This window comes from Bradyrhizobium sp. 45 (assembly GCF_023073155.1).
Lineage (GTDB): Bacteria > Pseudomonadota > Alphaproteobacteria > Rhizobiales > Xanthobacteraceae > Bradyrhizobium > Bradyrhizobium canariense_D.
The window spans coordinates 74,607-87,133 of record NZ_JADPIX010000131.1; the positions used below are offsets into that span (position 1 = coordinate 74,607).

Below are 12,527 nucleotides of genomic sequence, written 5' to 3' on the forward strand. Positions count from 1 at the left end.
GCCTGATGCTCAAGCAAACGGCCCCGGCACGGGGTGCCAGGGCCGTCCTTGGAGATTACTTCCGGATCACCGGGGGCATGACAACCGGAAGCAATCCCTCGACTCTTCGCGTGCGAATTCGTTCCTGAAGGAATTAGCCGCTCGGCGCGTCGCCGGAATCATCGGGCGCCATGCCGGAACCGGGCGTCTTGCTGTTGTCGTTCAGCTTGGGATCGCGCGTGGCCTCACGAGAGGGCGAGCCCTTTGGCTCCGACTTGTGCACGGTCTGCGCACGCTGCTTGTCCCGCGGCTGCTGTTCACCGCGCTGATCTCTGATGATGCCTTGGTCGGAATGGGCCATGATAGCTCTCGCCTCTTTGCTGTCTCGAAGCGCTTACGCGCCGGAGCGTCGAAGGTTCCGACCCGCGAGATCAGACTGCTAACTGTGCGCTGAGTGCACCGGGGTCGATGCATTTTCGTGATGCACCTGCCGCACTGTCGTCACGGTGGCGAACGCGACCGACACGCCAAAGGCGAGGATGAGCGAAAGAAGAGCCAGACGTGGAGCCATTGCAAAAACCTCCTGAAATAGGAAATCAACGCGATCGACTGTTACGAATGATCCTGCTTGTTGTCCGTGCGCAGTCTCACACGCAGATCCACGAACACGACAGAATTACGCATCCTGCTTTTGAGGCCTGCGCGTTGGAACGGGCGGCACCTCGCCGTCGAGCCAATCCTGCTCGTCGGCAAGTGCCGTCCACGCATTCGCCATGCGCAGAAAACGATTGTGTGCCGGCTGTGCTTCGGCCCTCTCGGCGAGCTGGAGGCAGTTGTCGGCGTTATCCCTGAAGATCTCGGACTGTTTCATCAACATGAATTGGGGACGGAACCGACGCGTCGCAACCGCCCTAACCGGATCGTAACATCTGCGGAACTTTCGACCGCCGTCCGCCATTGGACGTCCATGCGGATTCTTCTCGCGATGGTTTTGGCGTTCATCAGCACTGCACCGCTTGCCGACAGCACCGGAGAGCGACGGCCGACCGGCCGCACGCCGACCGCAACCGAGACCATCAGCGACCTCTACACTTTCAGCCGCTTTCAGCAGGGCTTGCTGGAGAGCACCGACCTGAAGGGCAATGCCGAGGTCAAGAACCTCGCCGCCCTGCGCGCCGAAGAAGCAGCCCGGCGCGACAAGGCCCTGAAACAGATTCAGGAGACGATCGGCACCGAACCGCGCGTCGCCAAGACGACCTCGGCGAGCGCGAGCCTGGTCGAGCCCGAAACTTCGGACGGACCGACTTTCGTCAGAAGCTTCTATGCCGCGCAGATTCCCGAGTATGAATCGGTGATCGACCTGCTCGAGCGCTATCTGAAGGCGCCCGACAATGCCGCGCTTGCAACATTCGCGCGCGAGCAGCTCCCACTGTTGCGCTCACAGGTCAAAGACGCCGAGCGCACCATGGCAGACAAGTAGCCGTTTATTTATTGTTCGGATGACTTTGCTGGCTCTCCGGCCGCACGGTGCGGTCGCTCTCCGGCATCCGGTCCCGGCCGGCATCCCCATTGTCATCCTTCCCGCCCGAAGTCGAGGTGCCGCTACCGCTGGGATTGGACCGGGTCGACGCACCCGTAGTTGGTGTGTCCGCGCGTGGGGTGGCGGAGCTTGCGGCGGGGTCGCCGGTCACCGCACCACGGCCGCTGGGCGCGCCGCCTTGTGCGAACGCCGATCCAGCCAACAACATCACGGTGCCGATCACGGCAAATCCTGCTTTCATGTGCGCTCTCCCTGTATTCGAGGCTAACAGCAGGACCAGCGGTCCGTTCCGGAAGCGATGACCGAGGCCCGAAACGGGCCCCAAAGGTGTCTTCCCTCGGCAGAAATCAGGAACCCAATGGAACCATTCCGAGGTATCGCTATTATGTTAATCGGGCTGAGCAAAGCAGGTTCCACGTCCTGGCGCCGTAACGTTGGCGCTTGATTTCGAATTTGGCTGACGCTCTATTTTGATAATCCGCGTCTTGCCTGGGAATCGGCTGACGCCTGCGGGGGACAAATTATGAGCGACCTCGATCCCGGATCTGCATCACGTTCCGGTCGTCGCGTTCCAAAGCCAAAAACCAACGGCATGTCGGAGCCCGATTCCCGGGCAGAATTGCTGCTCGCCCTGCAGGCCATGCGCAACGGCGATTTCTCCGTGCGCATGAGCGGCGACTATCTCGGCATCGACGGCAAGCTCGCCGACACTTTCAACGACATCATCGCCGCCAATCAGCGCATGGCGCAGCAGCTCGAACTGGTCGGCCAGGTGGTGGGCCGCGAGGGCAAGACCCGCCAGCGCGTGAAGTTTGGGCTGGCCTCCGGCTCCTGGGCCGACATGGAAGGCTCGGTCAATACGCTGATCGACGATTTGCTGTGGCCGACGCGCGAGGTGACGCGCGCGGTCGCAGCCGTGGCGCAGGGCGACCTGCTCCAGACCGTCAAGCTCGACGTCGATGGACGCCCCCTGCGCGGCGAATTCCTGCAGTCGGCGACCATCGTCAACACCATGATCAAGCAGCTCGGCGTGTTCACCTCCGAGGTGACGCGCGTGGCGCGCGAGGTCGGCACCGAAGGCAAGCTCGGCGGCCAGGCCCAGGTGCCTGAGGTGACCGGCGTCTGGAAGGATCTGACCGAGAGCGTCAACTCGATGGCGAACAACCTGACCAACCAGGTTCGCAACATCGCCGAGGTGACGATCGCAGTTGCGAACGGCGACCTCTCGAAGAAGATCACGGTCGACGTCCGCGGCGAGATCCTTCAGCTCAAGGAAGCCATCAACACGATGGTGGACCAGCTCCGCTCCTTTGCGTCGGAAGTGACGCGCGTGGCGCGCGAGGTCGGCACCGACGGCAAGCTTGGCGGCCAAGCCATCGTGCCAGGTGTCGCCGGCACCTGGAAGGATCTCACCGACAGCGTCAACGCGATGTGCGGCAATCTCACCGCACAGGTGCGCAACATCGCCAACGTCACCACCGCCGTGGCCCGCGGCGACCTGTCGCGCAAGATCACGGTGGACGTGCGCGGCGAAATCCTGGAGCTGAAGGACACCATCAACACCATGGTGGACCAGCTCAACTCGTTCGCCTCGGAAGTGACGCGCGTCGCGCGCGAGGTCGGCACCGAAGGCAAGCTCGGCGGCCAGGCCCAGGTGCCGGGCGTCGCCGGTACCTGGAAGGACCTCACCGACAACGTCAACTTCATGGCGTCGAACCTCACCGCGCAGGTCCGCAACATCGCCGACGTTGCCACCGCCATCGCGAGCGGCGACCTCTCCAAGAAGATCACGGTGAACGTCTCGGGCGAAATCCTTCAGTTGAAGGAAACGCTCAACACGATGGTCGACCAGCTCAACGCCTTCGCCGGCGAAGTCACGCGCGTCGCGCGCGAGGTCGGCACCGAGGGCCGGCTCGGCGGCCAGGCCAACGTGCTCGGCGTCGCCGGCACCTGGAAGGACTTGACCGAGAGCGTCAACTCGATGGCCTCGAACCTCACCGCGCAGGTCCGTAACATCGCCGAGGTGACGACCGCGGTCGCGGGCGGCGATTTGTCGAAAAAGATCACCGTCGATGTCCGCGGCGAGATCCTCGAGCTGAAAGACACCATCAACACCATGGTGGACCAGCTCAACGCCTTTGCCGGCGAAGTCACGCGCGTTGCCCGCGAGGTCGGCACCGAAGGCAAACTCGGCGGCCAGGCCCAGGTGCGCGGCGTCGCCGGCACCTGGAAGGATCTCACCGACAGCGTCAACTCGATGGCCTCGAACCTGACCGGCCAGGTCCGCAACATCGCCGAAGTCGCGACCGCGGTGGCCAAGGGCGATTTGTCGAAGAAGATTACCGTCAACGTGTCAGGCGAAATCCTTCAGCTGAAGGAAACGCTCAACACCATGGTGGACCAGCTCAACGCCTTCGCCGGCGAAGTCACGCGCGTCGCGCGCGAAGTCGGCACCGAAGGCAAGCTCGGCGGCCAGGCCGAAGTCCCCGGCGTCGCCGGCACCTGGAAGGACCTCACCGACAGCGTCAACTCGATGGCGGGCAACCTCACCGCCCAGGTCCGCAACATCGCCGAAGTTGCGACCGCGATCGCCGGCGGCGACTTGTCGCGCAAGATCACCGTGGACGTGCGCGGCGAGATCCTTCAGCTCAAGGACACGCTGAACACGATGGTCGACCAGCTCAACCGCTTCGCGGGCGAGGTGACGCGCGTGGCGCGCGAGGTCGGCACTGAAGGTCGGCTCGGCGGCCAGGCCAACGTGCCCGGCGTCGCCGGCACCTGGAAGGACCTCACCGACAGCGTCAACTCGATGGCGGGCAACCTCACCGCCCAGGTCCGCAATATCGCCGAAGTCACCACTGCCGTGGCGCGCGGCGACCTCTCGCGCAAGATCACCGTCGACGTCCGTGGCGAGATTTTGGAGCTGAAGAATACCATCAACACCATGGTGGACCAGCTCAACGGCTTTGCCGGTGAAGTGACGCGCGTGGCGCGCGAAGTCGGCACCGAAGGCAAGCTCGGCGGCCAGGCCGAGGTGCCCGGCGTTGCCGGCACCTGGAAGGATCTCACCGACAACGTCAACTTCATGGCCTCGAACCTCACGGCTCAGGTCCGCAACATCGCCGAGGTCGCGACCGCGATCGCCGGCGGCGACCTGTCGAAGAAGATCACGGTGGACGTGCGTGGCGAAATTCTGCTGCTCAAGGACACCTTGAACACCATGGTCGAGCAGCTCCGCTCCTTCGCCGCGGAAGTGACGCGCGTCGCGCGCGAGGTCGGCACCGAGGGCCGGCTCGGCGGCCAGGCCGTCGTGCCCGGCGTCGGCGGCACCTGGAAGGACCTCACCGACAACGTCAACCTGCTGGCCGCGAACCTCACCACCCAGGTCCGCAACATCGCCGAAGTCACCACCGCCGTCGCGCGCGGCGACCTGTCGCGCAAGATCACCGTCGACGTGAAGGGCGAAATTCTCGAGCTCAAGAACACCATCAACACCATGGTGGACCAGCTCAACGCCTTCGCCGGCGAAGTGACGCGCGTTGCCCGCGAGGTCGGCACCGAAGGCGAACTCGGCGGCCAGGCCCAGGTGCCCGGCGTCGCCGGCACCTGGAAGGATCTCACCGACACGGTCAACTTCATGGCGGCGAACCTGACCGAGCAGGTCCGCGGCATCGTCAAGGTGGTGACCGCGGTCGCCAACGGCGATCTCAAGCAGAACCTCACCGTGAAATCGAAAGGCGAGGTCGCGGCGCTCGCCGACACCATCAACAACATGACCGAGACGCTCGCGACTTTCGCCGACCAGGTGACGTCGGTGGCGCGCGAGGTCGGCGTCGAGGGCAGGCTCGGTGGTCAGGCCGACGTGCCCGGCGCCGCGGGCACCTGGAAGGACCTCACCGGCAACGTCAATTTGCTGGCAGCCAACCTCACCTCGCAGGTGCGCGCGATTGCGGAAGTGGCGACCGCCGTGACCAAGGGCGACCTGACGCGGTCGATCCAGGTCGACGCCCGCGGCGAGGTCGCAGAGCTGAAAGACAACATCAACACGATGATCACGAACCTCCGTCTCACGACGGACGTGAACACCGAGCAGGATTGGCTGAAGACCAATCTGGCGAAATTCACCAACATGCTTCAGGGCCAGCGCGACCTCACCACCGTCGGTCGCCTGCTGCTGACCGAATTGTCGCCGCTGGTGAATGCGCATACCGGCGTGATCTACCAGGTCGAGAATGAAGAGAATCCGCGGCTCCTGCTGCTTGCCTCCTATGCCGGCGACGGCGTCTATCCGTATCCGCGCGTGCTGCCATTCGGCGACGGCCTGATCGGCCAATGCGCGCTCGACCGGCGCCCGCGCGTGATTGCGGACATTCCGGCCGACGTGGTGCCGATCAATTCGGCGCTGCTTCGCGTCGCGCCGAAGAACCTCGTGGTGCTGCCGGTGCTGTTCGAAGGCCAGGTCAAGGCGGTCATCGAGCTCGCCTCGCTCACCTCCTTCACCACCTCGCAGATGACCTTCCTGGAGCAGCTTACGGACTCGATCGGCATTGTGCTCAACTCGATCGAGGCGACGATGCAGACCGAGGGCCTGCTCAAGCAGTCGCAGCAGCTCGCCGGCGAGCTCCAGACCCAGCAGCGCGAATTGCAGCAGACCAACGACCAGCTCGAACAGAAGGCGCAGCAGCTCGCCGAGCGCAACGTCGAAGTCGAGCGCAAGAACCAGGAGATCGAGCAGGCCCGGCGCGCACTGGAGGAAAAGGCGACCGAGCTCGCACTGACCTCGAAGTACAAGTCCGAATTCCTGGCCAATATGAGCCACGAGCTGCGCACGCCGCTGAACTCGATCCTGATCCTCGGCCAGCAGCTCACCGACAATCCGGACGGCAATCTTACCGGCAAGCAAGTCGAATTCGCCCGCACCATCCATGGCGCCGGCACCGACCTGCTCAATCTCATCAGCGACATTCTCGATCTTTCCAAGATCGAGTCCGGTACGGTGACGGTCGACGCCGAGGAAATCCTGACCGCGAATCTGCTCGAGACGGTCGGGCGGCCGTTCCGTCACGAGGCGGAGAACCGCAATTTGTCGTTCAAGATCGACGTCGATCCGAATCTTGCGCGCAGCCTCGTCACCGATTCCAAGCGCCTGCAGCAGGTTTTGAAGAACCTGCTCTCCAACGCCTTCAAGTTCACCGCCGAGGGCGAAGTGCGCCTGAAGGTCGCCGCCGCGGTCGGCGGCTGGGGCACGGATCATCCCGTGCTGAACTCGGCGCCGGCCGTGATCGCATTCGAAGTGTCCGATACCGGCATCGGCATTCCGCTGGAGAAGCAGAAGCTGATCTTCGAGGCGTTCCAGCAAGCGGATGCCGGCACCAGTCGCAAATATGGCGGTACCGGCCTCGGCCTTGCGATCAGCCGCGAACTCGCAAGCCTGCTCGGCGGCGAGATCCACCTGCGCAGCTTGCCGGGCAAGGGCTCGTGCTTCACGCTTTACCTGCCGCTGAAATATTCCGGCCCGACGCTCGCGCCCCGCGCAACGCCCCAACAGAGCCAGCCGCCGGCGCTGCAGCCCGCGACAGCCGAACCGCAGCGCGTGATCGAGCAGCTTCCCGACGACCGGCTCAACCTCGAACCCGGCGATAGCATCCTCCTGATCGTCGAGGACGACCCGCACTACGCGCGCGTGTTGGTCGACCTCGCCCGCGACAAGGGATTCAAGGTGCTGGTCGCGGCCCGCGGCGCGGAGGCGCTGGAGCTTGCAAAGCAGTACCAGCCGAGGGCTGTCTCGCTCGACGTATTCCTGCCGGATATGCTCGGCTGGACCGTGTTGAGCCAGCTCAAGCACAATCCGCTGACCCGCCACATCCCCGTGCAGATCATCACGCTCGACGAGGACCGCCAGCATGCGCTGGCGCGCGGCGCCTTCTCCTTCGTCAACAAGCCGACGACGACCGAGGGTGTCTCGGCCGCGCTGACCCAGATCAAGGAATATGCGCGACCGCGGCGCAAGCGGCTGCTCATTGTCGAGGACAACGAGGCCGAGCAGCTCTCGATCCGCGAGCTCCTGCATCACGACGACATCGAGATCGTGACGACCGGCACCGGTGCCGACGCGCTCTCGATGCTGCGTGAGAACCCCTGTGATTGCGTCGTGCTCGACCTGCGCCTGCCCGACATGACCGGCTTCGAGGTGCTGGACCAGATCCGCAATGACGAGGCGCTCTCGAACGTTCCGGTGGTCGTCTTCACCGGCCGCGAGCTGTCGGCCGAGGAAGATGCGGAGCTCCACACCATGGCGCGGAGCATCGTGGTCAAGGGCGTGGAATCGCCGGAGCGCCTGCTCGACGAGACCGCGCTGTTCCTGCACCGCGTGATCACGGAGTTGCCGATCGAGAAGCAGCGCATGCTCGAGAAGCTGAACAGTTCCGACGAAGACCTGATCGGCAAGACCGCCCTGCTCGTCGACGACGACGCCCGCAACATCTTTGCGCTGTCGAGCGTGCTGGAGCGGCGCGGCATGAAGGTGCTGACGGCCACGACTGGCAACGAGGCGGTGGCCCTGGTCGAATCCAACCCGGAGATCGCCATCGTGCTGATGGACATCATGATGCCGCAGATGGATGGCTATCAGACCATCGGCGTCATTCGTGAAAACCCCACCTTCGCCCGTCTTCCGATCATCGCGTTGACGGCCAAGGCCATGAAGGGCGACCGCGAGAAATGCCTCGAGGCCGGCGCGTCCGACTATCTCGCCAAACCCGTCAACACCGATCAATTGCTGCTTGCAATCCGCATGTGGCTGCACCGCTGAGTTGGATGCCCGTATGGACCACGAAAAGGTCAACATCCTCCTCGTCGACGACCAGCCGGCCAAGCTGCTCGCCTATGAGGTGATCCTGAAGGATCTCGGCCAGAACCTCGTGATCGCCTCGTCCGGTCGCGAGGCTCTGGAGGTGCTGCTCAAGACCGAGATCGCGGTGATCCTGGTCGACGTCTGCATGCCCGAGCTCGACGGCTTCGAGCTCGCCGCGATGATCCGCGAGCACCCGCGCTTCCAGAAGACCGCGATGATCTTCATCTCGGCCATTCAAGTCAGCGACATCGACCGCCTGCGCGGCTACGAGATGGGCGCCGTCGACTACGTCCCGGTGCCGGTCGTGCCGGAGGTGCTGCGCGCCAAGGTCAAGGTGTTTGCAGAGCTCTATCGCAAGACGCGCGAGCTCGAACGGCTGAATCAGGACCTCGAGGACCGCGTGCGTGCACGCACCGCCGAGCTTGAGAATTCCACAGCAAAGCTGCGCGAGAGCGAAGAGCGGCGCAGCATGGCGATCGCCGCCGGCAAGATGGGCTCCTGGGACTGGGACTGGATCACCGGCGACTGGATGTGGGACGAGGGCCAATACCGCATCTTTGGTGTTGGCCCGGAGAGCTTCGAGGTGAATCCGGCCAACGTTCAGGCGCTGTTGCATCCGGATGACGTCGATCAGTTGCGCAAGGCGATCGCCGAATTCAACAAGGGCACGCGCTCCTATGAAACGGAGTTCCGCATCGTGCGGCCCGACGGCGATGTGCGCTGGTGTGTCGGCACGGCCGCCGCCACGGTTGACGATAGCGGTCGGGTCATGCGCGTCAGCGGCGTGACGGTGGACATCACCGAACGCAAGCGCGCCGAGGAACGGCAGACTCTCCTGGCGCGGGAAGTCGATCATCGCGCCAAGAATGCGCTGGCGCTGGCGCAATCGATCGTGCGCCTCACCCGCGCCGACGAGGTCAAAGCCTATGTCAGCGCCGTCGAGGGACGCATCAATGCACTGGCGCGCGTGCACACGATCCTGTCGCTATCGAGCTGGCAGGGCGCCGAACTCTCGAAGCTGATTGACGAGGAGCTTGCGCCCTATTCCCTCGGCGGCCAGATCAAATTGGCGGGGTCGGAAGTTCAGTTGCTGCCGGCAACCGCCCAGACGCTGGCGCTGGCGCTGCATGAGCTTTTCACCAACTCGGCGAAATATGGCGCGCTCTCGACGCGGACGGGACGGCTCGCAATCGGCTGGCAGGTCGAGGACGAGCTGCTCACGCTGACCTGGGAGGAATCCGGCGGCCCGCTCGTCATGACGCCGAAATCCCGCGGCTTTGGTACGCGGAGCCTGCTTGCGAGCGTCGAGTCCCAGCTCGGCGGGCAGGCGCGATTCGATTGGCGCGCCGAGGGTCTGCTGTGCCGGCTCGAGGTGCCGTTGGTCCGCAAGACTGCCGCGACGACCGCGCCCGGCAACTTCGAAGCCGCCAGCTCCGCCGAATTGCAACGCGCTTCCGGCTAACCGGAGGCCGCACTCTTCCTGCGCTGCGTCGTTTGCGGCTCGCGCGCGACCCGTCCTTCGAGCCAGGCTTCTGTTTGGGCGAGATCGCGCAGAGCCTTGGCATAGCGGCACGCCGCGCTTCGCTCCGCGCCGCGGGGCAGCTTGCGCGCTTTGCGGAGGATGTCCGCAGCGGCATTACGATAAGCCAGAGAGCGATAGAGAAAGACCACCTTACCCATATCGAATGTTCCCGTGTTGCGCGGTCATTCTCGCCCACCCGGCATGAACGTCGGATGAAGCGGACGATGACAATTCCTTCATGCGGGTGGAACCGGCGCGTGTCGCAGGCGTTGCATGCGAGATTGGGATAGAGTTCCATGCGCGCGAAGAAGTCGTCTGACCTGATCTCTCCCAGCGGGCTCGTCAAGCTGATGACGCACGCGATGATGGGCGCAGCCTTAGGACTCGCTTTCAGCCTCTTGCTCGTGCTGTCCAATCCCGGCGTCGCCAATTTGCTGAGTCACGGCGGAAGGCAGGCCGTTGTCGTTTTCGCCCTCACCTTGGTGACGACGTTCGCGATCGGCGCGACACTGACCGGCGTCGTTTTCATCCTGGCCGAGGACAAGCAATCTTGAACTATGCGTGCTTTACCGGAATTCTTTGTTCGGAACTCCTGCGACGAATGGCAGTTGGCTGCCTGCGTCAATTCAACTCAGGGAGTTCCCGCAGATGAAGACCACCAAGCTCGCTCTTGCCGTGATGTTGGCAACCGGCCTCGCCGCTGCACCGTTCGCCGTGCAGGCCAAGTCGCACAAGGCAAAACACAGATCATCGATGTCATCGTCGCAGACCACCACGGGCGCCAACACCAAGTCCTCCAAGGGTGCTGATCCCTCCGGTCAGGGCGGCTCCGGCCCCGGCTCCGACCAGGGCGGCACCATGACGAACAACAAAGCCGGCATGAGCAACACCAAGTAGGCGTTCGTCGAAAACACGAAGGCCCCGCGATCGCGGGGCCTCTTGCTTTGGTATTCGAACAGACTTCTCTCGGGCCGCTTCGTCAACATGCGGTATCGACGAGCCCCGCACCTCGCGTTGCGCGTAGGCTTCAGCTACGATGGCTGCCCAGGATGTCAGGATGAACGCCTGCAGGATCTGACTTCACCAGATGGTCGAGTCGTGCGCGCTTGCGCGCGATCAAGAGCTGGGCCGCGGCGTCGTCGAGCCCCTCGCGTTGCAGCTGCCGGATGGCAGAGCCCAGTTCGAGAATCTCGGCGCGCAGCTTTAGAATCCGGTATGCATCCGGGTCTTCCTCCACCATGCGCTCCCAAGGCTCTCAGCGGCGCGCGATCACGCGCAGAGGACTACCTGATGTCTTCGCGGAACGAAGGCGCATCCTATCGCGGACATTCGGCAGGACATCGCCGCCACCTGCAGCCTTCCATTCGCCGATCAGCAGATTGATTTTCCGGCGCAGATCCATCTGCGCCAGGGCCTTCTCCGTGCAGTCCCGATCGCGCTCGACAAGCTCGCGTACGGCCGCCTCGACATCGGCCATTTCCAGCCTCAAGGCGCTGATTTTACGTCGAATTTCATTAATTTTGTTGTCCATGACTTGTTAGAACAAAATAAGAACATATAGTCAAGTCACGATTTCAGAAGGGAGAAGCGACATGCAGGTTCAAGGTAAATACGATGCCAAGTCTTTCCTCACCGAGCAGATGACGCGGGCGCAGGGCCTCCGGCTGAAACGGCTGAGCGAAGAGGCGTATCAGCCCGCGCAATACGCGCGGGATCTGTCCTCCAGCGAGGCAGCACGGCGCATTCAGGTGCTGGAAGCGGAGATCGAGCTGGCGGATTCGTTCTAGGCTAGGTCGCCCATCCGGAACGTTGCTTGCGCTTTCGGAACCATGCCTGTCCCGGATTGTTTTCCCAGGCCAAGGGAGAACATGCATGGCACGCAAGGCAAAGAAGCGCCGCTACTCGCGCAGCTCCGGCAGCGATGTCGAAGGCGAGATGAAGCGCTACAAGAAGGGGACCGCGAAAAGCGGACCGGGCGGTCGAGGCGGACGCGTGAAGAGCCGCAAGCAGGCAATCGCGATCGGCCTGTCGAAAGCGCGCAAGAAGGGCAAGAAGGTCCCGAAGAAGGCCGCGAAACGAAAGACGTCCAAGAAGACGTCAAAGAAGACATCTCGGAAAACATCCAAGAAGACTTCGAGAAAGAGTTCGAAGAAGACGTCGAAGCGCAAATCCTCCAAACGGTCGCGCTGACCTCAGTCAGATCATGCTGCCCGGCATGAAGCAGCGGATCGAAACGCCGAACGCGGTCTTCACCGGCCACACCATGGTGCGGCCGGCCCGGTTCGGCTCGGTGATCACGGCTTCGTCCGGTACCTCGACCCACTCGCCGTCGAGCCGCACGCGGTAATGTCCATTGTGCGAGTCCCAATCGGGATCGGCGACCGCAAACCCATCCGCATCCGAGCAGCACGGACCGAGATGGCTGCGCAGGCCGTCGAACCACGGCTTGAGAGGTGAGTCCGCGTAGCGGCCGTCGTCGCGCCCGAGAGCGTTTCCACCCCATAGCACGAGTGGCGCTACCAACGGCGCCACAAGCAGCGCACTTCTCAGCGAGAGCTTCAATCGATCCATGTCGGCACCGATCAAATACGAATTGCCGGCCGGCTCAGCGGCGGCAAGTTCGAAGTTCCACG

Annotated in this window: 14 protein-coding genes; 7 read left to right on the forward strand and 7 right to left on the reverse strand. The window is 63.6% G+C overall.

Features of this window, described 5'->3' with window-relative positions; all coding sequences use genetic code 11:
- Positions 1-133 precede the first annotated feature (133 nt).
- On the reverse strand, positions 134-340 hold the full coding sequence (locus tag IVB42_RS29650) for a hypothetical protein (protein ID WP_007594775.1): 207 nt from the start codon (positions 338-340) through the stop codon (positions 134-136).
- A 315-nt stretch (positions 341-655) separates the two neighbouring features.
- Positions 656-850 (reverse strand): hypothetical protein, encoded by a 195-nt coding sequence (locus IVB42_RS29655; RefSeq protein ID WP_026233106.1) that lies wholly within the window; start codon positions 848-850, stop codon positions 656-658.
- 96 nt (positions 851-946) lie between these two features.
- Here IVB42_RS29655 and IVB42_RS29660 point away from each other — a divergent pair, with 96 nt between their 5' ends.
- Positions 947-1,459, forward strand: a complete 513-nt coding sequence (locus IVB42_RS29660) for a DUF4142 domain-containing protein (RefSeq protein ID WP_085352567.1) — start codon at positions 947-949, stop codon at positions 1,457-1,459.
- A gap of 4 nt (positions 1,460-1,463) precedes the next feature.
- On the opposite strand, the gene IVB42_RS29665 is transcribed toward IVB42_RS29660, so the two are convergent.
- Positions 1,464-1,760 carry a hypothetical protein gene (locus IVB42_RS29665; protein WP_085352568.1) on the reverse strand — a complete coding sequence of 99 codons (297 nt, stop codon included), beginning with the start codon at positions 1,758-1,760 and terminating at the stop codon, positions 1,464-1,466.
- A 282-nt stretch (positions 1,761-2,042) separates the two neighbouring features.
- Between IVB42_RS29665 and IVB42_RS29670 the strand changes: the two genes are divergently transcribed.
- Both IVB42_RS29670 and IVB42_RS29675 read left to right on the forward strand, forming a co-directional pair.
- Positions 2,043-8,330, forward strand: coding sequence for a HAMP domain-containing protein (locus IVB42_RS29670; protein ID WP_247363566.1), 6,288 nt, complete (start codon positions 2,043-2,045; stop codon positions 8,328-8,330).
- Positions 8,331-8,343: 13 nt separating this feature from the next.
- The gene (locus tag IVB42_RS29675; protein ID WP_085352570.1) at positions 8,344-9,834 is read left to right on the forward strand and encodes an HWE histidine kinase domain-containing protein; all 1,491 of its coding nucleotides are present in this window, start codon (positions 8,344-8,346) and stop codon (positions 9,832-9,834) included.
- Here the strand turns inward: IVB42_RS29675 and IVB42_RS29680 are convergent.
- The gene (locus tag IVB42_RS29680; protein WP_018456200.1) at positions 9,831-10,052 is read right to left on the reverse strand and encodes a hypothetical protein; all 222 of its coding nucleotides are present in this window, start codon (positions 10,050-10,052) and stop codon (positions 9,831-9,833) included. The genes IVB42_RS29675 and IVB42_RS29680 overlap by 4 nt on opposite strands.
- 138 nt (positions 10,053-10,190) lie before the next feature.
- Between IVB42_RS29680 and IVB42_RS29685 the strand changes: the two genes are divergently transcribed.
- The gene (locus IVB42_RS29685; protein WP_018456199.1) at positions 10,191-10,448 is read left to right on the forward strand and encodes a hypothetical protein; all 258 of its coding nucleotides are present in this window, start codon (positions 10,191-10,193) and stop codon (positions 10,446-10,448) included.
- A 94-nt stretch (positions 10,449-10,542) separates the two neighbouring features.
- Positions 10,543-10,791 (forward strand): hypothetical protein, encoded by a 249-nt coding sequence (locus tag IVB42_RS29690; RefSeq protein ID WP_247369257.1) that lies wholly within the window; start codon positions 10,543-10,545, stop codon positions 10,789-10,791.
- A 130-nt stretch (positions 10,792-10,921) separates the two neighbouring features.
- Here the strand turns inward: IVB42_RS29690 and IVB42_RS29695 are convergent, their stop codons facing one another.
- Positions 10,922-11,134: a hypothetical protein gene (locus IVB42_RS29695; protein ID WP_018456197.1), complete on the reverse strand. Its 213-nt coding sequence runs from the start codon at positions 11,132-11,134 to the stop codon at positions 10,922-10,924.
- Positions 11,135-11,149: 15 nt separating this feature from the next.
- A complete protein-coding gene (locus IVB42_RS29700) occupies positions 11,150-11,371 on the reverse strand; it encodes a hypothetical protein (RefSeq protein ID WP_018456196.1) in 222 nt (73 codons plus the stop codon).
- 115 nt (positions 11,372-11,486) lie between these two features.
- Here IVB42_RS29700 and IVB42_RS29705 point away from each other — a divergent pair, with 115 nt between their 5' ends.
- Positions 11,487-11,681 carry a DUF3072 domain-containing protein gene (locus IVB42_RS29705; protein ID WP_018456195.1) on the forward strand — a complete coding sequence of 65 codons (195 nt, stop codon included), beginning with the start codon at positions 11,487-11,489 and terminating at the stop codon, positions 11,679-11,681.
- A gap of 85 nt (positions 11,682-11,766) precedes the next feature.
- Positions 11,767-12,084 carry a DUF6496 domain-containing protein gene (locus IVB42_RS29710; protein ID WP_018456194.1) on the forward strand — a complete coding sequence of 106 codons (318 nt, stop codon included), beginning with the start codon at positions 11,767-11,769 and terminating at the stop codon, positions 12,082-12,084.
- A 6-nt stretch (positions 12,085-12,090) separates the two neighbouring features.
- On the opposite strand, the gene IVB42_RS29715 is transcribed toward IVB42_RS29710, so the two are convergent.
- The gene (locus IVB42_RS29715) at positions 12,091-12,465 is read right to left on the reverse strand and encodes a hypothetical protein (RefSeq protein WP_026233103.1); all 375 of its coding nucleotides are present in this window, start codon (positions 12,463-12,465) and stop codon (positions 12,091-12,093) included.
- Positions 12,466-12,527 lie beyond the last annotated feature (62 nt).

Excerpts from the sequence above, each read along its gene's own strand:
- IVB42_RS29695 (WP_018456197.1), bottom strand. The coding sequence starts at position 11,134 with ATGGTGGAGGAAGACCCGGATGCATACCGGATTCTAAAGCTGCGCGCC.
- IVB42_RS29715 (WP_026233103.1), bottom strand. The coding sequence starts at position 12,465 with ATGGATCGATTGAAGCTCTCGCTGAGAAGTGCGCTGCTTGTGGCGCCG.
- IVB42_RS29650 (WP_007594775.1), bottom strand. The coding sequence starts at position 340 with ATGGCCCATTCCGACCAAGGCATCATCAGAGATCAGCGCGGTGAACAG.
- IVB42_RS29680 (WP_018456200.1), bottom strand. The coding sequence starts at position 10,052 with ATGGGTAAGGTGGTCTTTCTCTATCGCTCTCTGGCTTATCGTAATGCC.
- IVB42_RS29710 (WP_018456194.1), top strand. The coding sequence starts at position 11,767 with ATGGCACGCAAGGCAAAGAAGCGCCGCTACTCGCGCAGCTCCGGCAGC.
- IVB42_RS29655 (WP_026233106.1), bottom strand. The coding sequence starts at position 850 with ATGAAACAGTCCGAGATCTTCAGGGATAACGCCGACAACTGCCTCCAG.
- IVB42_RS29675 (WP_085352570.1), top strand. The coding sequence starts at position 8,344 with ATGGACCACGAAAAGGTCAACATCCTCCTCGTCGACGACCAGCCGGCC.
- IVB42_RS29670 (WP_247363566.1), top strand. The coding sequence starts at position 2,043 with ATGAGCGACCTCGATCCCGGATCTGCATCACGTTCCGGTCGTCGCGTT.
- IVB42_RS29690 (WP_247369257.1), top strand. The coding sequence starts at position 10,543 with ATGAAGACCACCAAGCTCGCTCTTGCCGTGATGTTGGCAACCGGCCTC.
- IVB42_RS29685 (WP_018456199.1), top strand. The coding sequence starts at position 10,191 with ATGCGCGCGAAGAAGTCGTCTGACCTGATCTCTCCCAGCGGGCTCGTC.
- IVB42_RS29700 (WP_018456196.1), bottom strand. The coding sequence starts at position 11,371 with ATGGCCGATGTCGAGGCGGCCGTACGCGAGCTTGTCGAGCGCGATCGG.
- IVB42_RS29665 (WP_085352568.1), bottom strand. The coding sequence starts at position 1,760 with ATGAAAGCAGGATTTGCCGTGATCGGCACCGTGATGTTGTTGGCTGGA.
- IVB42_RS29705 (WP_018456195.1), top strand. The coding sequence starts at position 11,487 with ATGCAGGTTCAAGGTAAATACGATGCCAAGTCTTTCCTCACCGAGCAG.
- IVB42_RS29660 (WP_085352567.1), top strand. The coding sequence starts at position 947 with ATGCGGATTCTTCTCGCGATGGTTTTGGCGTTCATCAGCACTGCACCG.